Origin of the sequence: Vreelandella azerica (assembly GCF_013112225.1) — a bacterium.
Lineage (GTDB): Bacteria > Pseudomonadota > Gammaproteobacteria > Pseudomonadales > Halomonadaceae > Vreelandella > Vreelandella azerica.
In genome coordinates this window covers 638,206-664,871 of sequence record NZ_JABFHI010000001.1, presented here as the reverse complement: position 1 = coordinate 664,871, position 26,666 = coordinate 638,206, and the positions used below count along the sequence as shown (strand labels likewise).

Here is a 26,666-nt window from a genome sequence, read left to right as displayed (position 1 = left end):
TGATGGCATTTATATTCAGTGCTGCCTGTCAGCTCTCAGTCTGGCAACATCCTCAACGGGCAGTTGCTCAATCTCGGCAATCAGTTGATCCGACATTTCAGTTAACGCTATCAGCTTACGGACAGCATGATATTTCTCTTCAAGGGCACGCTGCTTGGCTTCTTCACGCCCTTCCTCAAGCCCTTCTTCACGCCCTTCTTTGTGACCTCGGCGTTCAGCATCGTTAATAAAAGAGATTTCGTCGCGCAGGGCGCGTTCACGCACAAACGCCAGTCGCCGGGTTTCTTCATCGGCACTAAGTTCTTTCAGGCGCTCCATGGCTTTTTTGACCGGTTCGTAGCTTGTGTCCATCATTGTCAGCCCCTCTTTCCAGTGCTCCAGAAAATTAACCCAAGCCCGCAAGGGCCTGTCAGACATGCCTAGACGGTCGGCTTTCTTCAATTCGATCAGGTTCATCTGCAGCAGGTTCCCAAGCGATATATGCGGCTGAGTACCATCGCGCATCTCAAAACTCCAGATGGCCTGCTGCCGCTCGCCTGCTGTTGCGTTAAACAGATCAAAATCTAGCAGATGAATGCCAACAGCTGAATTCAGTGCCTGATAATCTTCCCCGGCGCTTAACTGTTTGCTAAGCAGGCTGGCCAGATAGAAAAGCCCACGTTTATGCCAGGCATCGTATCGGCGTACCTATATTTCAACATTATAGCAGTGGCCAGAGTTGTCGCGGGCAAGTACATCCAAGATGATATATTTACCCGACAATTCACTGGACTCAATATTGGGATTGGTGATATCCACTGCGGTGATGGCGGGCAAATCTGGACGCAGATCATTGATCAGCGCCACCAGAAGTTCAGGGGTTTCGCCAAACAGGCGCTTGAAGACGTAATCATTGGTGGGGTCAAGCAAGGTGGTATTCATAAAGCCTTCCTTGGCAGTCATATTATCGCTATCAGCTTGGCACAGCCTGCGTGGCTCACTCGGGCATTCAGGGACGATAATATGCACACTCCATTCTGCAAATCGCTACCGCCAACACCTAGGCTTCATCCTTGTAGAACTCCATCAGGCTGGAGAAATCTTTGCTGCCATTGCCCTTGGCGCGATGCAGGCTGAACAGCGAGCGCGCAGCGGAGCCCATGGGTACCGGTGAGCCGCTGAGCTGGCTGACATCCATGGCAAGCCCCAGATCCTTGAACATCAGGTCAACCATAAAGCCGCCCTGATAGCCATTGGAGGCCGGGGCATTTTCCATCACGCCAGGATAGGGGTTGTAGACATTCAGCGCCCAGTTACCGCCGGAACTCTGCTTCATGATTTCTGACAATACCGCTGGATCAAGACCGTTCTTGACCCCCATATTGATCGCTTCACAGGTGCCTGCCATCAGAATCGACAGCAACATGTTGTTGCAGACCTTGGCCACCTGCCCAGCACCATGATCACCGGCGTGGAAGATATTCTTGCCCATGGCCTCAAGCACCGGCTTGGCCTGGGCAAACTGCGCCTCGCTGCCACCGACGATAAAGGTCAGCGTACCGGCCTTGGCACCGCCAACGCCCCCGGAGACTGGCGCATCTACAAAACCGATGCCTTTCTGTTCGCCTGCGGCGGCCACCTCACGGGCGGTATCGGCGTCGATGGTCGAACAGTCAATCGCCAGTGCGCCCTTCTCCATACCATCAAACAGCGCTGCTTCACCGTCGACATAAAGCCCGCGCACATGCTTGCCTGCAGGCAGCATGGAAATCACCACGTCGGCACCGCTGGCCGCTTCCAAGGCAGAGCCTGCCACCTGGCAACCCTGCTGTTTGGCTATATCCAGAGCCTGATCAGACAGATCAAAGGCGCGCACCTCAAAACCTGCTTTGGCAAGATTGGCCGCCATAGGCCCACCCATGTTACCTAAGCCAATAAATGCAACTGTCGTCATCTTGTTATCCTTGTATGAGTGTCGTTGATTAAAAAAGAGGAAAACTGCTCAGTTCAGGTCATCCAAAGGATTTTCTGCCCAGGGCCGAGTCAGCAAGCCATCAATAAAGCTGTCTTCTACCGAGGCCACATCCGGGTATGTCCACTGTGGCTTGTTATCCTTGTCGACCAGAAGCGCACGAACACCCTCCGGGAATTCGCGGTGGCGGCAGCACTGCACTGAAAGCGCCAGCTCAGCCTGGAAGACCTGAGCCAATGACATGTGCTTCGAACGTTTGAGCTGCTCATCGATCAGCTTGACCGAAACAGGGCTGCCGTGGGCGAGGGTTTTCTGGGCTTTCTGGAACCACTTCTCATCGCTTTCAACCGCCAGAATAGCGGCGACCGCCTGCTCGATGGTGTCATGATCCATCAGCTCGCGAATCAGAGGGCTGAATCTGTGTACTGGCGAGTCGAGCTCGGCAAACGCAGGCTGGGAATCGCGCTCAAGCTGGCGAAGAACGCGATTTACAACACCTTGAGCGTCTATGTGTTCTTCATCGCCCCACTGCGCCTGCGTTAACTGCTCAACCAGAGCGTCGCGTTTGTCGCTGGCAATCAGCCGATCAGCGAGACCCAGATGATGGGCATCCAACGCATTTATCTGGCTACCGGTAATCGCCAGAAAACGTCCAGTACCGTTGGAGAGACGATTAAGAAACCAGCTGGCACCCACATCCGGATAGAGGCCGATGGTGACTTCTGGCATTGCCAGGCGTGAGGTTTCAGTGACAATACGATGATTGCTGCCACTTAACAGGCCCATTCCGCCGCCCATAACGAAACCACTGCCCCAACAGATAATCGGTTTGGAATAGGTATGCAGGCGATAATCCAGACGGTATTCCCGATCAAAGAAGCGCTGGGGAAACTCAGGGTCGCCCTCACCGCTAATCGCCTTGTAAAGGTTGACCACATCGCCACCCGCGCAAAACGCTTTTTCACCGGCGCTATCGAGCAGAATGGCCACCACATGCTCGTTCTTTTCCCACTCATCCAGGCGCGGCAGGATTTCCTCAATCATCTCCAGGGTCAGCGCGTTCAGGCTGCGCTCTGCGTTGAGACATATCTCGGCAACAACATGCCCATCCTGGGTCGGGTGTTCACTAAAAATCACACTGCTCATGTAGCGCTCCTGGTAGCTCAAGAATCGGGTTGATTGACCTTGGTAAGCTTAAAGCTCAGTGGCGTTATCGGCCAACACACGGCGGGAAATAATCAACCGCATGATTTCATTGGTGCCTTCCAGAATGCGATGTACCCGGGTATCACGCACGTAGCGCTCCATCGGGTATTCCTTGATGTAGCCATAGCCGCCATACAGCTGCAGTGCTTCGTCACACACCTTGAAGCCAATATCCGTGGCATAGCGTTTGGCCATGGCGCAGTACACACCGGCATCCGGCGTACCGGCGTCCAGCTTGGCGGCTGCCATGCGTACCATCAGACGCGCCGCTACCAGCTCGGTGACCATGTCAGCGATACGGAACTGCAGGGCCTGGAAATCGGCCAGACGCTTACCGAACTGCTTGCGCTCCAGCATGTGTTCCTTAGCCTTGTTGATCGCCTGCTGCGCGGTGCCGATAGAACAGGTCGCAATATTGATGCGACCGCCATCCAGCCCCTTCATGGCGATCTTGAAGCCGTCACCCTCGTTACCCAGCATATTGATCGCCGGTACGCATACGTCTTCGAAGGTAATCATCCGGGTTGGCTGGCTGTTCCAGCCCATCTTGTCTTCCTTGCGGCCGTAGCTGATGCCCGCGCTCTTGGCATCCACCGCAAAGGCGGAGACACCACCCGGACCTTCGCCGCCGGTGCGTGCCATTACCACCAGAAAATCCGTGCTGCCAGCGCCGGAAATGAACATCTTGCTGCCATTGAGTACAAAGTCGTCGCCGTCACGCTTGGCGGTGGTTTTCAATGAGGCCGCGTCAGAGCCCGCATTGGGCTCGGTCAGGCAGTAGGAACCTAGAAGTTCTCCTGTTGCCAGTTTTTCGCCCCATTGCTCGACCACTTCCGGCTTGCCGAAGTCCGCCAGCATCCAGGTCACCATGTTATGAATGGTCAGGTAGGCGGTGGTTGACGTACAGCCCATGGAAAGCTGCTCAAAGATAATGCTGGCATCCAGCCGCGAGAGGCCCAAGCCACCAACACTTTCTGACGCATATAAAGAGCAGAAACCTAACTCGCCCGCCTTGCGGATCACATCAACAGGAAATATAGCTTCCTGATCCCACTCGGCAGCATGAGGTTCGAGTTCATTAAGCGCGAAGTTGCGCGCCATATCGGCAAAGGCTATCTGATCTTCGTTGAGCTCAAAGTTCATGAGGTTCTCCACTTGGTCAGCCAGGGGCTGATAGCTTGCTGTTATCGTTATTGACTAACTAAAAAGTGGTTGACCGGTCACTGCCGATCAACCAGTTGACGTTTACGTTAACTTACTATCTAACGCCCAAGCAAGCAATGGCTTGGCCAATGCGACTTTTGGCTAGAAAGGATTCAAGTCCCCCCTAAATATTAGCCACAAAAAAGGCGCCCTAAAGCGCCAAGACAACGGACAGACAATCGCAGTGCGCCTATTGACTGACGCTGGATAGAAATGTGCTTACTTGAAATTCTTGTTATACATCCGGGTAATCTCACCCACGATACCGCTGCGGAAACTCAATACGCAGATTACAAAGATAAGCCCCAGGATCACACTCACCCAGTTGCCCAGTGGTGATTGCGACAGGACATGCTGCAGGCTGACCACGATACCGGCTCCCATGACAGGCCCCAATAGCGTGCCGACACCCCCAGCAGCGTCATCAGGATAACCTCGCCGGACATATGCCAGTGAGCATCCGTCAATGACGCCAGCTGAAACACCACCGTCTTGGTGGAACCTGCCAACCCTGCCAGGGCCGCAGAAATCACAAAGGCCACCAGCTTGTACATATCCGTGTTGTAGCCCAGGGAAACAGCGCGAGGTTCATTTTCACGGATGGCTTTCAGCACCTGCCCATAAGGGGAATGCACCGTACGCTGGATCACCGCAAAGCCAAACAGGAAGACCGCGAAGACAAAGTAATACATTGCCAGGTTATCGCGCAGGCTGATAAAGCCCAGCAGCTCACCACGCGGCACACCGTGCAAGCCGTCTTCACCGCCGGTAAAAGGCGCCTGAACGAACACGAAATACACCAGCTGAGCCAGCGCCAGAGTCACCATGGCAAAGTAGATGCCCTGGCGACGGATCGCCAGAATACCGAACAGGGCACCCAATACAATGGCCACCAGCGTACCTGCAATAATGCCAAGTTCCGGCGTCAGGCCCGGGTAGCTTGCCAACAGGTAGCCTGTGATATAGCCGCCCGTGGCCAGAAAAGCCGCGTGACCGAAAGACAGAAGCCCTGCATAGCCCAGCAGAAGATTAAAGGCGCAGGCAAATAAGGCAAAGCACAGCACCTTCATCAGAAAAACGGGGTAGGCCACAAAAGGGGCTACCAAGCCCACAACTATCAGGGCAATGTAAAACAGGTTGCGCCGCATAGTGGCACGCTTCTGACGTTCTATTACCGCCGAAGGTCTTGCTAAGGTTTGAGCGTCTGCCATGGTTATGCCTCCTTACCGAACAGGCCCGCAGGGCGGAACATCAGAACTAGAATCATCACCAGGAAAATTACCGTATTGGCAGCTTCCGGGTAATACACCTTGGTTAAACCTTCGATGATACCCATCGCCAGCCCCGTCATGATGGCCCCAAGAATCGACCCCATACCGCCGATAACCACCACAGCGAACACCACAATCAGCAGGCTGGACCCCATGGTCGGTGAAACGGGATAAAGCGGTGCCGCCAACACTCCGGCAAACGCTGCCAGCCCCACCCCGAACCCGTAGGTCAATGTGATAAGAAGCGGTACGTTAACGCCAAAGGCCTGCATCAACTGGGAGTTCTCGGTACCCGCGCGTAGATAGGCCCCCAAGCGGGTACGTTCAATCATGAACCAGGTAAACAGGCACATCGCCAATGCCGCTACCAGCACCCAGGCACGGTAGGTCGGCAGGAACATGAAGCCCAGATTCAGGCCACCCTGAAACACTTCCGGCGTGGCATAGCGCGCCCCGGATACACCAAAGAAGTTGACCAGAGTACCTTCGAAAATCAGCGCCAAACCAAAGGTCAGCAGCAAGCCATAGAGATGATCCAGGTGACTGATTCTGCGCAGCAGATAACGCTCCAGCAGCATACCAAAAGCACCCACCACCAGCGGCACCAGCAAAAGCGCCAGCCAGTAGTTGATTCCCAGGTACTGAAAGGCCAACAGCGTGGCAAAGGCGCCAAGCATGTACTGCGCACCGTGAGCGAAGTTGACAATTTTCAGCAAACCGAAAATAACTGCCAGCCCAAGGCTCAGTAGCGCATAGAAGGCGCCGTTGACCAGCCCAAGCGTGAGCTGCCCCATAAATACCGCCAGGGGCACGCCAAATATCATCATCATGGTGTAATACTCCTCGCCGTCAAGCGAAGCAGCCGGTCATCACCGACCGCTTCGGTTACTTATCCTGAAAGACTGCTATCCGGCTCAGTTCTGCACCAGATCGCACTGGCTTTCGGATAACGGACGATAAGCCTCGTCGGCAGGAATGGTGCTGAGGATCTTGTAGAGATCCCACTCATTCGTAGACTCTTCCGGGGTTTTCACCTGGGCCAGATACATATCATGCACCATGCGACCATCTTCACGGATCTGGCCGTTGCGGGCGAAGAAATCATTGATCGGTTCAGCCGCCATCTGGGCACGCACCACTTCAGGGTCATCGGTACCCGCTGCTTCAACAGACTTCAGGTAATGCATGGTGCTGGAGTAGATGCCCGCCTGAACCATGGTTGGACGTGCCCCCACTTCTTCGTAATAGCGGTCTGCCCAAGCACGTGCTTCCTCGTCCATATCCCAGTACCAGCCGGTGGTCAGCAGCAGGTTCTGAGTCGCCTGAAGGCCAAGCGCGTGAACATCGTTAAGGAAGATCAGTAGACCGGCAAGCTGCTGACCGCTTTGGGTCAGGCCAAACTGGCTAGCGGTGGTAATGGCGTTAACGGTATCAGCACCGGCATTGGCCAAACCAACAATCTTGGCACCAGAGCCTTGCGCCTGAAGAATATAGGAAGAGAAGTCACTGGTCGGGAAAGGGTGGCGCACACCGCCAACAATTTCGCCGCCGCTTTCTTCAACCACCTTGGTAACGTCGCCTTCCAGCGCATGGCCGAAGGCATAGTCAGCCGTCAGCATGAACCAGCTATCACCGCCCTGATCGACAACAGCCTTAGCCGTACCGTTAGCCAGCGGATAGGTATCATAAACATAGTGGATATGATTGGGCGTGCAATGCTCATTGGTAATGCTGGACGCGGCTGAACCGGAAATAATAGCCAGCTTGTTGTTTTCCTCGACTACCTTGGTAACAGCAATAGAAACCGAAGAGGCTACCAGGCCGCCCACCATATCGACGTTATCCCGATCGATCCATTCGCGTACTGTATTCGCGCCAACGTCCGCGCTGTTACGGTCATCAGCACTGAAAACTTCAATTGGTGCACCGTTAACACTGCCACCGAAATCCTCAATGGCCATCTCCATCGCAGCCAGGCCACCCGGGCCGGCCAGATCACGATAGGTGCCCGACATATCTGCCAGGTAGCCAATACGCACTTCGCCATCGCTGATTTCAGCGTGAGCAGTCGATATGGCCATGCTGGTAGCAGCGGCAACGGCGATACTGGCGGTCAGCGTTTTTTTCATGAAAGTCATGCTCGTCTCCTGGCCCTTGGGCCTTTGTTGTTGTGTTACGACGTACGTTGATGTGATATTTTCAAGTCTGTGTTTGTTGTCTTTATGGCTTACGTTATTAATTTTATATGTGCTTACACCCCCAGCATGCTATTGAGATGTTCTCGGCGCGAAGGTAGCTCGGCCGCGGTGATTTCCTCGACAATCTGGCCGTGATCCATCACAAAGTGACGATCGGCCAGCGGCGCTGCAAAGCGGAAGTTCTGCTCAACCAGCACGATTGTCATGCCTCTTTCTTTTAACTGTTCCAGCACTTCCGCCAATTTCTGGACGATGACCGGCGCCAGGCCTTCAGTAATTTCATCAAGCAGCAGGATACGTGCACCGGTGCGCAGTATGCGCGCCATAGCCAGCATCTGCTGCTCGCCACCTGAAAGCCGCGTCCCCGGGCTGCGGCGACGCTCTCATAGAGATTGGGAAACATGGCGTAGATTTCATCCAGCGACATGCCATCCGAGCGCACCGTGGGCGGCAGCAACAAGTTCTCATGGACATCCAGGCTGGCAAAAATTCCACGCTCTTCCGGACAATAGCCAATCCCAAGGCGTGGGATATGATGAGGCTTCATCTTCAAGGTTTCGTTGCCATTGATCATGATGGAGCCGGTTCGCCGCCCCACCATATTCATGATCGACTTGAGCGTCGTACTGCGACCGGCACCGTTGCGTCAAGCAGTGTCACCAACTCGCCGCGCTTGACGTTAAAGTCAACACCATGAAGGATGTGCGATTCACCGTAGAAGGCATGCAGATCCTGCACTCGGATCATTTCCGCCTGTTGCGGTTGCTGTGTTTCAAGCTGTTCTGCCGTATTCATACCTGTGCCCCCTCTTCTTCCGCTGCCTCACTGCCCATATAAGCCTCACGTACCAGCGGATTGCGGGAAACGCTGTCATAATCGCCTTCAGCCAACACCGCCCCACGGGCGAGTACCGTAATACGATCACACAAACGGCTGACAACACTCAGGTTATGTTCCACCATCAACACAGTGCGCCCTTTGGAAACCCGCTGAATCAACTCGACAATACGATCCACGTCTTCAGCGCCCATGCCTTGGGTTGGCTCATCAAGCAGCATCATGTCTGGCTCAAGGGCTAAGGTCGTCGCCACTTCAAGCGCACGCTTACGCCCATAAGGCATTTCAACTGTCAGAATATCGGCGTATTCGCGCAGGCCTACTTCCTCCAGCAGAGCAAGGGCTCTTTCATTGAGGTGGTTCAACGACTTTTCCGACTTCCAGAAATGAAACGAAGTCCCCAGGTTCCGTTGTAGCGCAACGCGCACATTTTCCAAGGCTGTCATGTGGGCGAATACGGCAGAAATCTGAAACGATCTCACCAGCCCCATTCGAGCGATCTCATTGGATTTCAATTTGGTGATTGGCTTCCCACGATAGAGAATCTCACCATGCGTAGGTGGAAGAAATTTGGTCAGCAAATTGAAGACTGTCGTCTTCCCCGCACCATTAGGGCCGATCAGGGCATGGATGTGCCCTTCCTGAACCTGGAGGTTAACGTCATCAACTGCGGTAAATCCTAGAAATTCTTTGGTCAGGCCGCGGGTTTCAAGCACTATTTCACTGGCCAGAGTTTCGTCTGCACTCATACCGTAACAAGCCTCTTTGTTGTTATTGTGCTGACTGAATCCACCGACCAGAGCAACTTGGTTAGCCGGCGCTCTATCCTTACCTAAACGTAAGATGTAACCTCAAACTAGCAACGCAGATGGGTCTCTGACAATTACAACTTTGGTCTATCCAAGGTATTTTAAGTGCTAAAAATTACCCATATAGACATTTATATCAGACACTTAACCAAAAACACCGCGACAAAATATTAATCAATTTACCCTTTACGTTAACGTGAACTTGTTTTAGCCTCAGTTAAAAGGTTCCATAATGACGTATCCCTGACACCTAACCTCGTCGAGAGAACCTAACAAGAGACATGATGCGATGAGCAAAACATACACCATCAGCGAACTGGCCAGTGAATTCGATGTGACCACACGCAGCATTCGCTTTTATGAAGACCAGGAACTTCTGCACCCCAGCCGTCGTGGGCAGACACGTGTTTATAGCAGCAAGGACCGGGTCCGCCTCAAGCTCACCCTGCGTGGCAAGCGGCTGGGGTTTTCCCTGGCAGAAATTCGTGAGCTGTTTGAACTCTGGGACGAAACCCGCAGCGGCAGCGAAAAGCAGCTGCATCTGATGCTCAGCAAGATTTCCGAGCGCCGCGCCGCGCTGGAGCAACAGATGAAAGACATCACCATGGTGCAGCTGGAACTGGAAAGTGCTGAAATTCGCTGCCGCCAGGCACTGGAAGAGCTTAACGAACGGCAGGACAGCGAGCCTCACAGTGTGAGCAAAAAAACAGCCGCCAAAGAGAGCGGTAAATCTGCCACAGTACATTAAGCATTTAAAGCTACTAGCGATTCTGATTACGTAACTCTTTATAAAAAACGAACTAATCCTAAACAAGACGAGCTAGGGGCAACCCGCCCCGACTATCTCACGGACACGCACAAAGGTGATTGACAATGTTTACCCACTACTCAGAACTGAACTTCGGCCTTGATGATGAACTGAACATGCTGCGTGAACAGGTCAACGCCTTCGCGCGGGATGAAATTGCTCCACGCGCTGCCGAAATAGATGCCAATAATGAGTTCCCCAATGATCTGTGGAAGAAGTTTGGCGATATGGGCCTGCTCGGCATTACCGTCTCAGAAGAAGACGGCGGCAGCGGCATGGGCTATCTGGCCCACTGTATTGCCATGGAAGAAATTTCCCGTGCCAGTGCATCAGTGGCACTTTCCTATGGCGCTCACTCCAACCTGTGCGTCAACCAACTGAAAATCAATGCTTCCCCAGAGCAGAAAGCCAAGTATCTGCCCAAGCTGATCAGCGGCGATCATGTTGGTGCTCTGGCCATGTCCGAGCCGGGTGCAGGCTCTGATGTGGTTTCCATGCAGTTGCGTGCTCGCAAGGAGGGCGATCAGTACATCCTCAACGGCAACAAAATGTGGATCACCAATGGGCCGGATGCCGATGTGCTGGTGGTGTATGCCAAAACTGACCCGGACGCCGGCTCGAAAGGCATTACCGCCTTTATCATCGAAAAAGGCATGCCAGGTTTCACCACCGCTCAGAAGCTCGACAAGCTGGGCATGCGCGGCTCCAACACCTGCGAGCTGGTGTTCCAGGACTGCGCGGTACCGGCAGAAAACATTCTGGGCGATGAAGGCAAAGGCGTTCGCGTATTGATGAGCGGTCTTGATTACGAGCGCGCCGTGCTGGCTGCCGGCCCCATCGGCATCATGCAAGCAGCCATGGATGTGGTGATGCCCTACATCCATGAACGCAAGCAGTTTGGCCAATCAATCGGTGAATTCCAGCTGGTCCAGGGCAAGGTGGCGGATATGTACACCACCATGAATGCCTGTCGCGCCTACCTCTACGCAGTTGCCGGTGCCTGCGACCGGGGCCAGACATCACGCAAGGATGCTGCCGGGGTGATTCTCTACTGCGCCGAGAAAGCCACTCAAGTCGCGCTGGACGCCATTCAGCTGCTTGGCGGCAACGGTTACATCAACGAATACCCCACCGGCCGGCTGCTGCGTGATGCCAAGCTGTATGAAATCGGCGCGGGCACCAGTGAAATCCGTCGCATGCTGATCGGCCGTGAGCTGTTCAGCGAATCGAACTAAACATGGCTTATATCCTGTCATTTTCACTATCAAGCGTTAATGGAGCCGATCAATGGCCATGTTAAAAACCCAGGTCAATCCGCGTAGCGACGCCTTTCAGGCCAATGCAGCCAGCATGCAGGCAGAAGTTGCCAAGCTACATGAACTGACCGCTGCCATCAGCCAGGGCGGCGGTGCAAAAGCCCGCCAGCGGCATGAGTCAAGGGGCAAGCTGTTTGTGCGTGATCGTATTGATCACCTGATCGATGAAGGCTCACCCTTTCTGGAGTTTTCGGCGCTCGCCGCCCACGACGTCTACGAAAGCGCCGTACCGGCAGCGGGTGTCGTCACCGGTATCGGACGGGTTTCCGGGGTGGAATGCGTCATTGTTGCCAACGACGCCACCGTCAAGGGCGGTACCTATTTCCCGCTGACCGTCAAGAAGCATATCCGCGCTCAGGAAATTGCCCGCAAGCACCGCTTGCCGTGTATCTACCTGGTCGATTCCGGCGGTGCTTTCCTGCCCCGCCAGGACGAAGTCTTCCCTGACCGTGATCATTTCGGGCGCATCTTCTACAACCAGGCCACCCTCTCCGCTGAAGGCATTCCGCAGATTGCCGTGGTCATGGGCTCCTGTACTGCCGGCGGCGCCTACGTGCCGGCCATGGCGGATGAATCCATCATCGTTAAGGAACAGGGCACCATCTTCCTGGGTGGCCCGCCGCTGGTAAAAGCGGCCACCGGTGAAAGCATCAGTGCCGAAGACCTGGGCGGTGCCGATGTTCACGCCAAGGTCAGCGGCGTTGCTGACCATTACGCCGAGAACGATGCCCATGCCCTGCAACTGGCCCGCGCCTGCGTATCACGCCTGAACTGGCAGAAACGCGGTCAGCTTGCCATGCAACCGCCCAAGCCGCCGCAGCTTGACCCGGCAGAGCTCTACGGCATTGTCGGCACCGACCTTAAAAAGCCCTTTGACGTGCGTGAAGTGATTGGCCGCATCGTCGATGGCTCTGATTTTGATGAATTCAAGCGCTACTACGGTGACACACTGGTCACCGGCTTTGCGCATATTCACGGCCACCCAGTCGGCATTGTCGCCAATAACGGGGTGCTGTTTTCGGAAAGTGCCGTCAAGGGCGCGCACTTTATCGAGCTATGTGCGCAACGTAAGATTCCGCTGATCTTCCTGCAGAACATCACCGGCTTTATGGTCGGTTCCAAGTACGAGCATGAAGGCATCGCCAAGCACGGCGCCAAACTGGTCACTGCGGTAGCCTGCGCCAAGGTACCCAAATTCACCGTGCTGATTGGCGGCAGCTTCGGTGCGGGCAACTATGGCATGTGTGGTCGCGCCTATGATCCCAACCTACTGTTTATGTGGCCCAATGCACGCATTTCGGTCATGGGTGGCGAGCAGGCTGCCGGGGTGCTTTCCCAGGTCAAGCGCGAACAGTATGAACGTGAAGGCCGCGAATGGACGCCTGAACAAGAAGAGGCGTTCAAGCAACCCACTCGCGAGCAATACGAACACCAGGGTCACCCCTACTACGCCAGCGCCCGGTTGTGGGATGACGGTGTGATCGACCCTGCCCAGACCCGAGATGTGCTGGGCCTGTCCCTGGCAGCAGCAATGAATGCCGAGATTGAAGAAACGCGCTTCGGCGTGTTCCGGATGTAAGGAGCAGACCGTGGCTTATTCCTCACTTGAACTTCACGACAATGGCGTTGCCTGGCTGCTACTCAACCGCCCAGACGTTCACAACGCCTTTGATGACCATCTGATTGCTGAACTCAACGCCCATCTGGAAAAATTACACGCTCTGGCAGAGGCAGGTGACGTGCGGGTCGTCGTACTGGGCTCTGAAGGCAAGAGTTTTTCGGCGGGCGCTGATCTTAACTGGATGAAGCGCATGGTCGATTACTCGTTGGACGATAATCTGGCCGATTCGCGCAAACTGTCTGCCCTTATGCATGGCCTGGATACCCTGCCCTGCCCGACCCTCTGCCGGGTACAAGGCGCGACGTTTGGCGGTGCTGTTGGGCTAGCTGCCTGCTGTGATGTCGTGATTGCCTCCGAAAAGGCCCGATTCTGCCTGTCAGAAGTCAGGATTGGCCTGTCGCCTGCAGTCATCAGCCCCTATGTGCAGCGTGCCCTGGGCGAGCGTCAGATGCGCCGTTATGCGCTGACGGCGGAAGTCATGGATGCCGCCACTGCGCTGAATCTTGGCTTGGCGCATCAGGTAGTGGCTCCTGACGCCCTGAACGATGCCGTCGATAGCATGCTGGAAACCCTGCTCGGCGGATCGCCCCAGGCCCAGCGCGCCACCAAGGCGCTGCTTGCCAGCGTCGCCAAGGCCTCCGATGCTGACACCACCCGAGAACACACCTGCCAGGTCATAGCCCGCCTGCGCGTCAGTAATGAAGGCCAGGAAGGGCTGGCAAGCTTTTTCGACAAGCGCCGCCCGGCCTGGACGGCCTCTCACAACACAATGACAAACGCTGCGGAGCCACGCTCATGACCTCTGAACATTCTCCCGAACAAAAGCCACAACACGTCCGATTCGACACCCTGTTAGTGGCTAACCGCGGCGAGATTGCCTGCCGTGTGATGCGTACCGCTCGTCGTATGGGCCTGAAAACCGTGGCGGTTTATTCGGATGCCGACGCCAACGCCCGCCATGTACGTGAGGCGGATGAAGCGGTGCGTATCGGCCCGGCCGCCGCTCGCGACAGCTACCTGGATGTGAACGCCGTGGTGGAAGCGGCCAAGCGCACCGGCAGCGGTGCGATTCACCCTGGCTACGGCTTCCTTTCGGAAAACGGTGCCTTTGTGGAAGCCCTCGACAAGGCCGATATTACCTTTGTTGGCCCTCCGGCTTCGGCGATTGCCGCCATGGGCGATAAATCTTCCGCCAAGGCGCGTATGCATGCCGCTGGCGTGCCACTGGTGCCGGGCTACCACGGCAATGATCAGGATGACGCCCTGCTCAAAGCCGAAGCCGACAAGATTGGCTATCCGGTGATGCTCAAGGCCAGCGCCGGTGGCGGCGGTAAGGGCATGCGGGTCGTTGAATCCACTGAAGCCTTCCAGGCTGCGCTGGATGGCTGCCGTCGCGAGTCCAAAGCCGCTTTCGGCGATGACCGCATGCTAATTGAGAAATACCTGGTGCAGCCCCGCCATGTAGAAGTGCAGGTGTTCTGCGACAGTCACGGCAATGGGGTGTACCTGTTCGAGCGCGACTGCTCGGTGCAGCGTCGTCACCAGAAGGTCCTCGAAGAAGCCCCAGCGCCTGGCATGACACCCGAATTACGCGCCGCCATGGGCGACGCCGCTGTACGCGCCGCTCAGGAAATCAACTATGTGGGTGCGGGCACCGTCGAATTCCTTCTCGACGCTGACGGCTCTTTCTATTTCATGGAAATGAACACCCGCCTGCAGGTCGAGCATCCGGTCACCGAGATGATCACCGGCCAGGATCTGGTGGAGTGGCAGCTAAGGGTGGCCATGGGCGAGGTACTGCCGCTTTCTCAGGATGCCCTGACCATCACCGGCCACAGCTTTGAAGCCCGCCTTTACGCCGAAGATCCGGAACAGGACTTTCTACCGGCCACTGGCACCCTGACCCGCTTCGCGCTGGATCTGGAAGGCGCTGGGCTGGGCACGGATCAGGTGCGTCTGGACAGCGGTGTGGAAAGCGGCGACGTGGTGTCCATGCATTACGACCCAATGCTTGCCAAGCTGATTGTGCATGGCGTTGACCGCAATGCAGCGCTGGCGACGCTGAACCGCGCCCTGGCGGCGCTGGATGTTCAGGGTGTGGTGACCAACCGGGCATTTCTGCAGCGATTATCCACTCACCCCGGCTTCAAGAACGTTGAGCTTGATACGCGTTTTATCGAGCGTAATGAAGCCACCCTGTTTGCGCCCCGCCAGTACCGGGTAGAGGAATACGCCAGCGCAGCGCTGATTGGTCTGGGCCAGTTGGCCCATGAGTGCGAAAGCGACTCCCCTGGGATCGGCATGACGGCTTTCGTCTGAACGCCCCGCATACCATTCGGATTGCGCTGTGCGACCCGGATCATGCCAAGGACGATACGTCTGACCAGATAGTGGTCGTTGAAGGCACGCGGTCAAGCGGCGCAGCTCCCTGGCAGCTGACATTCAACGGCGGCAATGTCGACGGCCAGACGTTAAAAGCCAGCCTGCAGCAGCTGCAGGTGATGCAGTTGCAGTAACGCTGGATGGTCACCGCCAACGCCTGCAGGCGCGCCTGGTCGGTGATGAACGCAATCTGGTGGTGCTGTCTGACCCGGCAGGTGAAACCCGTCTGTTCTGGCGGCGTATTGATGCCATCGACCACGGCCACCATGAGGCGGAATCCACCCTGATGGCGCCTATGCATGGCACTGTCGTCACTCTGCTGGTAGAGCCCAATCAAGCGGTTGAGAAAGGCATGCCGCTGATGGTAATGGAAGCCATGAAGATGGAACACACCATGACCGCCCCGGCTGATGGCCATGTAGCGGCCTTCCACTTCAGCGCCGGTGATACGGTGGGCCAGGGTGATGTGCTGCTCGAATTTGCGGCTGACGACTGATCTTCCACCATGACCCAGACACAGGAGATTGCCATGTCACTGCCTGATTCAGTCCGGCTGTTTGAAATGTCGCCCAGGGACGGGCTTCAGAACGAGTCCGGTACCCTGGTGCCCACCGCTACCAAGATTTCCCTGATTGAGCGATTGGCGGATGCAGGTATGACGCATATCGAGGCCGCCAGTTTTGTCTCGCCCAAGTGGGTGCCGCAGATGGGCGACGCCAGTGACGTCATGACGGGTATCCGGCGCAAAGAAGGCGTTGTTTACTCTGCCCTGACGCCCAACCTCAAGGGGCTTGAAGGCGCTATTGCGGCCAACGTCGAGGAAGTGGCGGTCTTTGCCGCCGCTTCTGAAGCCTTCTCACAGAAGAATATCAACTGCTCGATTGCTGAATCCCTGCAGCGCTTTGAGCCGGTCATGGCCCGCGCTAGCGAAGCGGGCGTCCGGGTGCGCGGCTATGTGTCCTGCGTTTTGGGCTGCCCCTACGAGGGGGATATCGAGCCGGAGCGCGTGGCTGAGGTGGCCAAGGCGTTATTGGATCTGGGCTGCTATGAAATTTCCCTGGGCGACACCATTGGCGTCGGCACACCGCTGAAAGCCAAGCGCATGCTGGAAGCGGTCAACCGCCAGGTACCGATGGGTCAACTGGCCGCCCACTTTCATGATACCTACGGCCAGGCACTGGCCAACCTGTATGCCGTTCTCGAAGAAGGCATCAGCGTGATTGATGCCTCAACGGCAGGCCTTGGCGGTTGCCCCTACGCTAAGGGCGCCTCGGGCAACGTCGCCACAGAAGACGTTCTCTACCTGCTGGAAGGGCTTGGCATCAACACCGGCATTGATCTGCAGGCCGTGATTGATACCGGCTACTGGATTACTGCTGAACTGGGCCGCACCCCAGGTTCACGGGTAGCGCAGGCAAAAGGCCCTTGCCATGCCTAGCGCCCTCCCCGGCTTCCTATAAAAAAACTGTGCTGGTATTTCGTTCGGACAACAAAAAACATCTCGGAGACACACCCATGGCACCACAACCTTCAGCCCCCATGCTACCCAGCTACACCAGCAGCACGGCCCAAAAGCCGCTGCTGGGCATGACGATTGGCGACAAGTTTGACCAGATTGTTGCCGAGTATCCGGATAACGATGCGCTGATCGTGCTCCATCAGGATATCCACTGGAACTATCGTCAACTACAGGAAGAGGTCAACCGCTGCGCCCGCGCTCTGCTGGCGATTGGCGTTAAACCTGGCGACCGTGTTGCCATCTGGGCGCCCAACTGCAGCGAGTGGACGCTGACCCAGTTTGCCACCGCCAAGGTGGGCGCCATTCTGGTTAACATCAACCCGGCGTACCGTACCCACGAGCTTGAATATGCGCTTAACCAGTCCGGCGCCCGTTTTCTGGTCACCGCCGACAGTTTCAAGTCATCTGACTACCGCGCCATGCTGATGGAGCTGGCACCGGAGCTTGCCGCCAGCGCCGAGGGTAAGCTGAAATCCCAGAAGTTGCCGGAACTGGAGTGCGTGATCAACCTCAGCGCCGACAAGTACGACGGCATGTGGCGCTGGGCGGATTTCATGGAACAGTCAGCTAACATCAGCCAGACCGATGTGAATGACTTGCAGGCCACCCTGCAATTTGATGACCCCATCAATATCCAGTACACCTCAGGCACCACCGGTTTCCCCAAAGGGGCGACCCTTTCCCACCACAACATTCTCAACAACGGCTTTTTCGTTGCTGAAAGCATGGGCTTCACCAGTGACGACCGCCTGGTGATTCCGGTACCGCTCTACCACTGCTTTGGCATGGTGATGGGCAACCTGGGCTGCATGACCCACGGCGCAGCGATGATCTACCCCGGTGAAGGATTTGACCCGGAAGCGGTGCTCAAGGCGGTACATTCACAGCGCGCCACGGCTCTTTACGGCGTACCCACCATGTTTATTGCCGAGCTGGATCACCCTGATTTTGAAAGCTTTGATCTCTCGACCCTGCGTACCGGCATCATGGCAGGCTCTATCTGCCCTGCCGAAGTCATGCGCCAGGTGATCAACAAGATGAACATGAAAGGCGTGCAGATTGCCTACGGCATGACCGAAACCAGCCCGGTCTCTACCCAGACCGGCGCCGATGACAGCATCGAGAAGCGCGTTTCCACCGTTGGCCGTACCCAGCCGCACCTGGAAACCAAGATTGTCGACCCGGGTAGCGGCGGCATCCTGCCACGCGGTGAGATCGGCGAGCTGTGCACCCGGGGTTACAGCGTCATGCTCAAGTACTGGAATAACGACAAGGCTACCCATGAAGCCATTGACGCAGCCGGCTGGATGCACACCGGCGACCTGGCCACCATGGATGAGGAAGGCTATGTGCAGATTGTCGGGCGCATCAAGGATATGGTGATTCGCGGCGGTGAGAACGTCTACCCCAAGGAAATCGAGGAATTCCTGTATACCCACCCGGCGATTTCCGAGGTGCAAGTCACCGGCGTGCCGGACAAGAAATACGGCGAAGAACTGATTGCCTGGGTCAAGCTCAACGGCAGCAACGACGACATCACCAGCGAAGATCTAAGGGAGTTCTGCAAGGGCAAGATCACTCACTTCAAGATTCCGCGCTACTTCAAGTTCGTGGATGACTTCCCGATGACCGTGACCGGCAAGATCCAGAAGTTCAAAATGCGCGAAATCTCTATCCAGGAACTCGGATTGGACGATGGCAAAAAGGACTAGAGCTTATGACGCTTGCCCAGCATTACCAGCAGCATCTCAGCGTTGATAGCGTGCTCGGCCAGGTGGCCGAGCACTACCCCGATGGGCCGACGTTTTTCCAGTTGGCCCCGCTGGATCAACTGCATATCGGCGGCATCAAGGCCTCTGCCCGGCTGATGGGCCTGCTGGACTCGCAAACCCACCCCAGGCTGCTGGATATTGGCGCCGGTGCCGGTGGCTTGATGCGTCAGGCTGCTGAAGCAGGTTTCGAAATGCTCGGGCTGGATATTACCCATGGATTTAACCACTTGAACCAGGGGCTTTCGCAGCTGGCCGGGCTTGAACATCGCGCTCACTGCATTACGGCGGATGCGCTGAACTTACCCCTGGCAGATGCCAGTATGGACGCCGTGCTGTTCCAGCACAGCTTTCTGAACATGCCGGATAGCGCCGCTGTGCTGAATGAATGCCGTCGGGTATTACGCCCTGATGGCAAGCTGGTGATGCATGAAGTTGTCCGCGGCCCCCATGCAAATGCCATGCGCTACCCAGTACCCTGGGCAAGTGACGCCCAGCACTCCCACCTGGAAAGCGCCGACCAGCTACGCCAACAGCTGGAACAGGCCGGGTTTCATATCGATCATTTTATTGACTGGAGTGACGACGCCCTGGCCTGGCGCCAGCGCCAGCGGGCAAAGGAAACCCAGCAAAGCCGTCAAGCCGTGTTATCCCCCAGCTGGTTTTTGGTGAGCGCTTTTTAACCATGGGCAAGAATCTGGTCAGCAACCTGAGCGATGGCGCCATCAAGGTGGTTGAGGTACGTGCGACTGTTTATTAGAAGCTGAACTTATTAGCAGTCCAGTCTATTAACGACTCAACGGGCCAGCAGCACCTTTATTTTTTATGCCGCCTGGGCTTTCCGCTCATGGATTTACCACGACCGCCAGCGGCCTTACCCGCTTTACCCGGCTGGCCTTTTACAGCCGGTTTAGCCGCTTTGGGTTTGGGGGATGCTTACCCGCAGGGTTGCCTTTTGGCCCGCTGGATGACTTACCTGAGGCCTTTTTACCTTTGGCGGCTTTTTTGCCAGGCCCTTTACCAGCACCGCCGTTGTAGTCGGGTCGGGCCGCGTCCGGTCGGGCCGCGCTAGATCGAGCCTTGTTTGGCCGCGCGGGTGATTGTTTATCAGGCGCCGCCTGAGACGTTTCAGTCAGCTGGATAATGGTATCAATTTCTTTGGGCGTCAGATCCCGCCAGTCGCCCAGGGCAATGCCCTTGAGGGAGACATTCATGATGCGGGTACGCACCAGCTGGGTCACTTCATAGCCGAAATACTCGCACATACGGCGAATCTGGCGGTTCAGGCCTTGCACCAGGGTAATGGTAAATACAAAGGTCGATTCCTTGCTGACCCGGCATTTTTTGGTCACCTGGCCAAGAATCGGTACGCCGTTCTGCATGCCTTCAATAAATTCATCGGTAATCGGCTTGTTCACCGTCACCGTATATTCTTTCTCATGATTATTATTGGCGCGCAGGATTTTATTGACCAAATCACCGTTATTAGTCAGCAATATAAGCCCCTGGGAATCCTTGTCCAGCCGCCCTATGGGGAAGATGCGCACGGCATGTTGCACGAAATCGACGATATTGTCTTTTTCCGCCTTTTCAGTGGTGCTGACAATGCCGACCGGTTTATTCAGCGCGATCAGGATCAGGTCTTCTTCTTCCTGAGGCTCGATTTCCTGGCCGTTGACCTTCACCCTATCCCCGGCCGTTACCTGATCGCCCGTCGTCGCGCGGCGACCGTTGATCCAGACGTTGCCCTGTTCCACAAAGCGGTCGGCTTCGCGGCGTGAGCACAAGCCACTTTCGCTGATGTATTTATTGATACGCGTAGTTTTCGCAGGGGCATAAACCATCAACCAGATGTCATCAAACAGAAGTTGCCAGCCCCCGAGGGTAAGGGGCTGGCGCTACATAGAAGCCGGTCAACCGGTATTACGCAGGCCTGCCGCAATACCTGCCATGGTGACCATGAGGGCACGGGAAAGGTCAGCGCTGATCGCACCATCGGCATCACGGTTACGCTGCAGAAGCTCTGCCTGCAGGCCGTGAAGTGGATCGATATAGGGATTACGCACATCAATCGCCTGACGGATCAGCGGGGTATTCTCCAGCAACTCCTCCTGCTGGAGGATCTCCAGCACCACCTCTTCCAGGCGCCCGAAGCGATCACGCAGTTTCTGACCCAGCGCTTTCAGGGAAGGCTCGTCGACCAGGCGATATTCGTAATAGGCAGCAATCGCCACATCGGCCTTGGCCAGCAGCATTTCCAACATATCCAGATAGGTACCAAAGAAGGGCCACTGGGTACGCATTTCCCGCAGCACCTCACGTCCGCCCGGCTCTTCAAGACGGCGTGAAAAGGCTTCTCCACTACCTAACCAGGCAGGCAGCATCAAGCGGATCTGGGTCCAGGCAAAAATCCACGGAATCGCCCGCAGGGTTTCCACTCCGCCGTCCTGACGGCGCTTGGTCGGGCGTGACCCCAGTGGCAGGCGGCCAAGCACGCCTTCCGGCGTGACCGCGCGGAAATAAGGCACAAAGTCCTGGTCTTCACGCACCACGCCGACGTAGGCGGCATGGGCTACTTCAGCCAGGCGATTCATTTCTTCCCGCCAGTGGGGTTCAGGCTCCGGCGGCGGCAACAGTGTCGCCTCAAGCACCGCGCAGGCGTAAATTTCCATGGAGCGCAGGGCAATATCCGGCTGGCCAAACTTGAAACGGATCATTTCGCCCTGTTCGGTCACCCTGAGGCTGCCGTTCACCGAACCGGGAGGCTGGGAAAGAATCGCCGCATGAGCCGGGCCGCCGCCCCGGCCCACCGTGCCACCCCGACCGTGGAACAGGGTCAGATCAACGCCGTGTTTTTCACAGACGTTGACCAGCGATTCCTGGGCGCGGTACTGCGCCCAGGCAGCCGCCAGCTGGCCGGCATCCTTGGCGGAGTCTGAATAGCCGATCATGACTTCTTGGCGCTCATCGGTCAGCGCCCGGTAACCGGGCAGTGCCAGCAGCTGATCAATCACCTCCGCGGCGTGATCCAGGTCATTCAAGGTTTCAAACAGCGGCGCTATCGGCAGCTTGACCTGGCCCCCCACTTCCTTCATCAGCAATGCCACCGCCAGCACGTCCGATGGCTGAGCTGCCATGGAAATAATATAGGTACCCAGGGCTTCCTGATGCTCCTGGGCAATGACCCTGAAGGTATCCAGCACTTCCCGGGTTTCCGCTGAGCATTCCCAGCGGCGCGGAATCAGCGGCCGCTGGGAGGCCAGCTCGGCCAGTAGAAACTCCTGGCGCTGGGTCTCGTTCCAGTCGCCATAGTGGCCAAGCCCCAGGGTCGCGGTCAGCTCTTCCATCACCTGAGCATGGCGGCTGCCTTCCTGACGCAGGTCAAGCTTGGTCAGGGTCACGCCGAATACCGCCACCCGGCGTAGCGTATCCAGCAGGGCACCGTTGGCAATCGTATCCAGCCCGACATCGCACAGCGAGCGGTAGCAGGTTAAAAGAGGCGCATACAGCTGGTCGCGGGTTTCAATAATCGGCCCAGGGTCGATCCGCTCGCCATCCAACTGCGCCTTGGCCCAGTCCCGGGTAGCTTCAACCCTCACCAGCAGGCGCTTGAGTAGTTCACGGTAAGGTTCGGCCACCTCGCCAACGTCTGCTCTCAGGGCGCTGTTGGCCTTCCACATCGAAAGCTCGGTTTTCAACTGCTCCAGATCGCGCAGGTAAAGGTCGGCGGCCATCCAGCGGCCGAGCAGCAGCACTTCACGGGTCACCTTGGCGGTTACATTGGGGTTGCCGTCACGGTCACCGCCCATCCAGGAAGCGTAGCGAATCGGGGCGGCATCCAACGGCAGACGCTCGCCCGCTGTTTCCAGCAGCAGGTTATCCAGGTCGCGGTGAAAATCCGGCACCGCCTGCCACAGCGAGTTTTCAATCACCGCAAAGCCCCACTTGGCTTCATCAACAGGAGTGGGCCTTTCATGACGAATTTCATCGGTATGCCAGGCCTGGCTGATCAACTCCTCCAGGCGCCCCTGGGCACGGGTGCCGCGTTCCGGATAATCATCGCTGCCTTCTATGGCTGTCAGGCAGTCGTCAATGGCATCGTATTTCTGGATCAGAGTGCGGCGGATAACCTCAGTCGGGTGGGCGGTCAGCACCAACTCAACGCGCATATTGGCCAGCGTTTCCACCAGGCTGCGCGGCGAGTTACCGGCTTTTTCCGCTCGCGCCAGCAATTCACCCAACACCGGCTGGCTGCCGGGCTTGTAGTCTTCCACCCGGCGAAAGCGCGCGCGGTAGTGCTGCTCGGCAATATTGGCCAGGTTCAGAAACTGGTTGAAGGCACGGGTGACCGGCAGCAGATCCTGCTCAGGCAGCTTGCGCAGGTAGTCAATCAGCTCCCGCTGATGCAGGCTGTCACCCTGACGCCCCTGCTTGGCGTGGGCGCGTATGGCTTCAATCTTGTTGACGAACGACTGGCCCAGATCGTCTGCAATGGTGCGGCCTAGACTGTCACCGAGAATGCGGACGTTATCGCGCAGCGACTCATGTAGGTCATGGCTCATGGCGTGGCCTCCTGGCGGGATCGCATGGGTCGTTAGGTTTTTTGAGAATCATTGTCAAACGCCTGTATCTTGCATGCTGCCTTTTCCTTTGCCTTGGCAGTCTGCCAATGGGTCTCCATGTCATCCAGCGAGGCCTCGGCCAGTGGCTGCCCAGCGGCTGCAAGGGCTTCCTCGACATAACGAAAGCGGCGTTCAAATTTGCCATTAGTAGCGCGCAGGCACTGCTCCGGGTCAGCCTTTAACGTGCGTGCCAGATTGGTGACGGCAAACAGCAGATCCCCGACTTCTTCACGGACATGCGCCTCATCACCGGCCTCAAGCGCTTCCTCCACTTCGGCCAATTCCTCACGTATCTTGGCCAGCACACCTCGGCTGTCGGGCCAGTCAAACCCGACCCGGGCAGCCCGTTTGGTCAGCTTGTTGGCACGGCTCAGCGCCGGCAGTGTTCGCGGCACGTCATCAAGCACCGACGGTGGCTGCTCGGCCCTGTCGGCTCTTTCCTCGGCCTTGAGCGCTTCCCAGCGAGAATTGACCTGCCGGGTCTGAACGTCTTCAGCGCTAACCCCCGGTGGGCGGCGAGATGCCAGGGTACCGTCGGGAAACACATGTGGGTGACGACGCAGCATCTTGGCGGTCAGCGTATCGACCACCGTATGGAAATCGAAACGCTTTTCCTCAGCCCCGAACTGGGCGTAATACACCACCTGAAACAGCAGGTCTCCCAGTTCACCGGGTAGCTCATCGAAGGCACGCCGTTCGATCGCATCGGCCACTTCATAGGCTTCTTCCAGGGTGTGGGGAATGATGCTGTCCCAATCCTGCTTGATATCCCAGGGGCAACCTTGCTCGGCGTCCCGCAACACTGCCATCAGGGTCAACAGGTCTTCCAGTTGATAGCGCATTCAGACACCTCCCAGGCGGGAAGACTTGCTAGGGTTGGCATCGCGCAAGCGGCGCACTTCGGTGACATTTGGCAGCTGCTGAATACGCGAGAACAAGCGGCCCAGGGCTTCAAGCCCTTCCACCTCAAGGATGATACGCAGCCGGGCAATACCTTCATCGGTATCGGTCAGAGTATTCACCGCCAGTACGTTGACCTTTTCATTGCCCAGAAGGCCAGTCACATCGCGCAGCAAGCCGGAGCGATCCCAGGCCTGGATTTCAATGGTGACCGGATAGCGGGTCTGCGCCTGCTCACCCCATTCCACTTCAATGATGCGCTGGGGTTCGTCGACCCGTAACTGCAGAATGTTCGGGCAATCTGACGGTGCACGGTGACGCCACGCCCCTGGGTGATGAAGCCGACGATCGGCTCATTGGGCACCGGGCTGCAACAATTGGCCATACTGGTCTTGAGATTACCTACCCCCAGCACGGTGATATTGCTCTTGTTGGCCTTACTCGGCTGGCGGCGGGGTTTGGCCAACAGGCGGTCAAGCTGTTCCTGGTCGTCGTGTTCACCAAACAGCTGCTGGGCCTGGTGAAGTACCTGACCAATCCGCAGGTCACCGGCGCCAAGGGCCGCGTACATATCCTCTGCTGATACGTAGTTAACCGCTTTTGCCAGCGGCTTGAGATCAAGACCTTCCACATCCAGGCGGCGCATTTCACGCTCAAACAGGGCACGGCCTTCCTCAACATTCTGATCGCGGGCCTGATACTTGAACCAGGCCTGGATCTTGGCCCGCGCCCGGGAAGTACGCACATAGCCGAGGTTCGGGTTCAGCCAGTCGCGGCTCGGCCCGCCCTTGCTGGCGGTCAGAATCTCGACCTGTTGACCGGTCTTGAGCGTGTAGGTCAGCGGGACAATCCGCCCATTGACCTTGGCGCCCCGGCAGCGGTGGCCAATCTCGGTATGCACCCGATAAGCAAAGTCGATAGGCGTGGCGATACGCGGCAGGTCAATGACGTGGCCATCCGGAGTGAAAACATAGATGCGGTCAGGGGCAACATCGCTGCTGAGCCCCTCGCGCAGGTCGCTGAAGTCGCCCACTTCGTCTTGCCACTCAAGCACCTGACGCAGCCAGGCAATTTTCTCTTCATAGCTGCGGCTTTTAGCGTTGGTATCGTGGCCCTTGTAGCGCCAATGAGCGCAGACCCCCAGTTCGGCTTCGTCATGCATAGCAAAGGTGCGAATCTGGATTTCCAGCACCTTGCTCTCCGGGCCGAATACCGCCGTATGCAGTGACTGATAGCCGTTCTTCTTGGGGTTGGCAATATAATCGTCAAACTCGTTAGGCACGTGATGCCAGCGTGAATGCACAATCCCCAACACGGTGTAGCAGTCGGTCACTTCAGGCACCAGGATGCGCACCGCACGAATATCATGAACCTGGGAAAAATCGATCTTCTTACGCTGCATCTTGCGCCAGATCGAATAGATATGCTTGGCACGACCGCTGACATCATAGTGATGGATATGCTGGGCTTCCATCAGCTGCTTGAGGGTATCCATCACCTCGGTGATATAGCGGTCACGATCAAGGCGCTTTTCGGCGAGCAGCTTGGCAATCGCCTTGTAATCGTCTTCATGAAGGTAGCGAAACGACAGATCTTCCAGCTCCCACTTGATCTGCCCAATACCCAGACGATGCGCCAGGGGGCATAAATGTCCGAGACTTCCCGGGCAACCTGCAGGCTTTTTCCAGCGGCGCGTCCTTGACCTGGCGCAATGCGCAGGTGCGTTCGGCAATCTTGATCAGCGCCACACGCACATCATCGACCATATTGACCAACATCTTGCGCAGGTTTTCCTGCTGATTGTGCTGATTCATGGTGTTATTGGGCGTATAAGGCTGACTGATGGCTGCCATCTGCAGCACACCATCAATCAGACCGGCAACCTCGCTGCCGAAGCGCTTTTCAACGGCTTCCAGGGTAATCAGCGCTTCACGCACCGAACGATACAGAACGGCGGCTTCAAGCGCCGTCTGATCAAGCTTGAGTTCACCCAGGATATCGGCCATTTCCAGCCCCATCCGGAAACTCGATCCTGGCCCTGAGCGCACTCTATGGGTATCAGGTGCCTCGCTTTCCAGCCTCTGGGCCCACTCGCAGGCCTGCGCTAACCGGTCAGGGTCACGCAACCGTACATCCTCTTGCAGACGTGCCAGCCATTGCTGAATATCTACGTTTCCGCTCGAGGTGAGCGGCTGGTCTTCACGCACTTTGACCATCTTGTTTACTCACCTTTATCCAGGCCACCGTCAATGAC

Annotated in this window: 14 protein-coding genes and 7 pseudogenes; 8 read left to right on the top strand and 13 right to left on the bottom strand. The window is 56.7% G+C overall.

The window, feature by feature from the left end:
• Positions 1-15: 15 nt before the first annotated feature.
• The 9 genes and pseudogenes from HLB35_RS03190 to HLB35_RS03150 form a co-directional block, all read right to left on the bottom strand.
• Positions 16-921, bottom strand: a pseudogene (locus HLB35_RS03190) (Rpn family recombination-promoting nuclease/putative transposase).
• 118 nt (positions 922-1,039) lie between these two features.
• Positions 1,040-1,945 (bottom strand): annotated as a pseudogene (gene mmsB, locus HLB35_RS03185) (3-hydroxyisobutyrate dehydrogenase); the annotation flags it as partial.
• A 36-nt stretch (positions 1,946-1,981) separates the two neighbouring features.
• Positions 1,982-3,097: an enoyl-CoA hydratase/isomerase family protein gene (locus HLB35_RS03180; RefSeq protein ID WP_171701448.1), complete on the bottom strand. Its 1,116-nt coding sequence runs from the start codon at positions 3,095-3,097 to the stop codon at positions 1,982-1,984.
• A gap of 48 nt (positions 3,098-3,145) precedes the next feature.
• Positions 3,146-4,300, bottom strand: coding sequence for an acyl-CoA dehydrogenase family protein (locus HLB35_RS03175; protein ID WP_171701447.1), 1,155 nt, complete (start codon positions 4,298-4,300; stop codon positions 3,146-3,148).
• A 279-nt stretch (positions 4,301-4,579) separates the two neighbouring features.
• A pseudogene (locus tag HLB35_RS03170) lies at positions 4,580-5,571 on the bottom strand (branched-chain amino acid ABC transporter permease).
• Positions 5,572-5,573: 2 nt separating this feature from the next.
• Complete coding sequence (locus tag HLB35_RS03165) at positions 5,574-6,461, bottom strand: branched-chain amino acid ABC transporter permease (protein WP_171701446.1); 888 nt, start codon at positions 6,459-6,461, stop codon at positions 5,574-5,576.
• 84 nt (positions 6,462-6,545) lie between these two features.
• On the bottom strand, positions 6,546-7,769 hold the full coding sequence (locus tag HLB35_RS03160; protein ID WP_171701445.1) for an ABC transporter substrate-binding protein: 1,224 nt from the start codon (positions 7,767-7,769) through the stop codon (positions 6,546-6,548).
• Between the two features lie 113 nt (positions 7,770-7,882).
• Positions 7,883-8,624, bottom strand: a pseudogene (locus HLB35_RS03155) (ABC transporter ATP-binding protein).
• Positions 8,621-9,415: an ABC transporter ATP-binding protein gene (locus tag HLB35_RS03150; protein WP_216601356.1), complete on the bottom strand. Its 795-nt coding sequence runs from the start codon at positions 9,413-9,415 to the stop codon at positions 8,621-8,623. The pseudogene HLB35_RS03155 and the gene HLB35_RS03150 overlap by 4 nt, the downstream one beginning before the upstream one ends.
• A gap of 349 nt (positions 9,416-9,764) precedes the next feature.
• On the opposite strand from HLB35_RS03150, the gene HLB35_RS03145 reads away from it, so the two are divergent.
• The 8 genes and pseudogenes from HLB35_RS03145 to HLB35_RS03110 all read left to right on the top strand — a co-directional run bounded on the left by HLB35_RS03145 (position 9,765) and on the right by HLB35_RS03110 (position 19,573).
• Positions 9,765-10,223 (top strand): MerR family transcriptional regulator, encoded by a 459-nt coding sequence (locus HLB35_RS03145; RefSeq protein WP_171701444.1) that lies wholly within the window; start codon positions 9,765-9,767, stop codon positions 10,221-10,223.
• A 125-nt stretch (positions 10,224-10,348) separates the two neighbouring features.
• Entirely contained in the window at positions 10,349-11,518 is a 1,170-nt protein-coding gene (locus HLB35_RS03140) for an isovaleryl-CoA dehydrogenase (RefSeq protein ID WP_171701443.1), read from the top strand.
• Positions 11,519-11,570: 52 nt separating this feature from the next.
• Complete coding sequence (locus HLB35_RS03135) at positions 11,571-13,178, top strand: carboxyl transferase domain-containing protein (RefSeq protein ID WP_171701442.1); 1,608 nt, start codon at positions 11,571-11,573, stop codon at positions 13,176-13,178.
• Positions 13,179-13,188: 10 nt separating this feature from the next.
• Entirely contained in the window at positions 13,189-14,019 is an 831-nt protein-coding gene (locus HLB35_RS03130) for an enoyl-CoA hydratase-related protein (protein WP_171701441.1), read from the top strand.
• Positions 14,016-16,098, top strand: a pseudogene (locus HLB35_RS03125) (acetyl/propionyl/methylcrotonyl-CoA carboxylase subunit alpha). The gene HLB35_RS03130 and the pseudogene HLB35_RS03125 overlap by 4 nt, the downstream one beginning before the upstream one ends.
• Positions 16,099-16,131: 33 nt before the next feature.
• On the top strand, positions 16,132-17,040 hold the full coding sequence (locus HLB35_RS03120) for a hydroxymethylglutaryl-CoA lyase (RefSeq protein ID WP_171701440.1): 909 nt from the start codon (positions 16,132-16,134) through the stop codon (positions 17,038-17,040).
• A gap of 77 nt (positions 17,041-17,117) precedes the next feature.
• Positions 17,118-18,833, top strand: a complete 1,716-nt coding sequence (locus tag HLB35_RS03115; RefSeq protein WP_171701439.1) for an AMP-binding protein — start codon at positions 17,118-17,120, stop codon at positions 18,831-18,833.
• Between the two features lie 5 nt (positions 18,834-18,838).
• Positions 18,839-19,573, top strand: a complete 735-nt coding sequence (locus HLB35_RS03110) for a class I SAM-dependent methyltransferase (RefSeq protein WP_328730894.1) — start codon at positions 18,839-18,841, stop codon at positions 19,571-19,573.
• A 133-nt stretch (positions 19,574-19,706) separates the two neighbouring features.
• Here the strand turns inward: HLB35_RS03110 and rluF are convergent.
• The 4 genes and pseudogenes from rluF to relA form a co-directional block, all read right to left on the bottom strand.
• A pseudogene (gene rluF, locus HLB35_RS03105) lies at positions 19,707-20,734 on the bottom strand (23S rRNA pseudouridine(2604) synthase RluF).
• Between the two features lie 69 nt (positions 20,735-20,803).
• A complete protein-coding gene (gene ppc / locus HLB35_RS03100; RefSeq protein ID WP_171701438.1) occupies positions 20,804-23,452 on the bottom strand; it encodes a phosphoenolpyruvate carboxylase in 2,649 nt (882 codons plus the stop codon).
• Positions 23,453-23,484: 32 nt separating this feature from the next.
• Positions 23,485-24,354: a nucleoside triphosphate pyrophosphohydrolase gene (gene mazG, locus HLB35_RS03095; RefSeq protein ID WP_171701437.1), complete on the bottom strand. Its 870-nt coding sequence runs from the start codon at positions 24,352-24,354 to the stop codon at positions 23,485-23,487.
• Positions 24,355-26,628, bottom strand: a pseudogene (gene relA, locus HLB35_RS03090) (GTP diphosphokinase).
• Between the last annotated feature and the right edge of the window lie 38 nt (positions 26,629-26,666).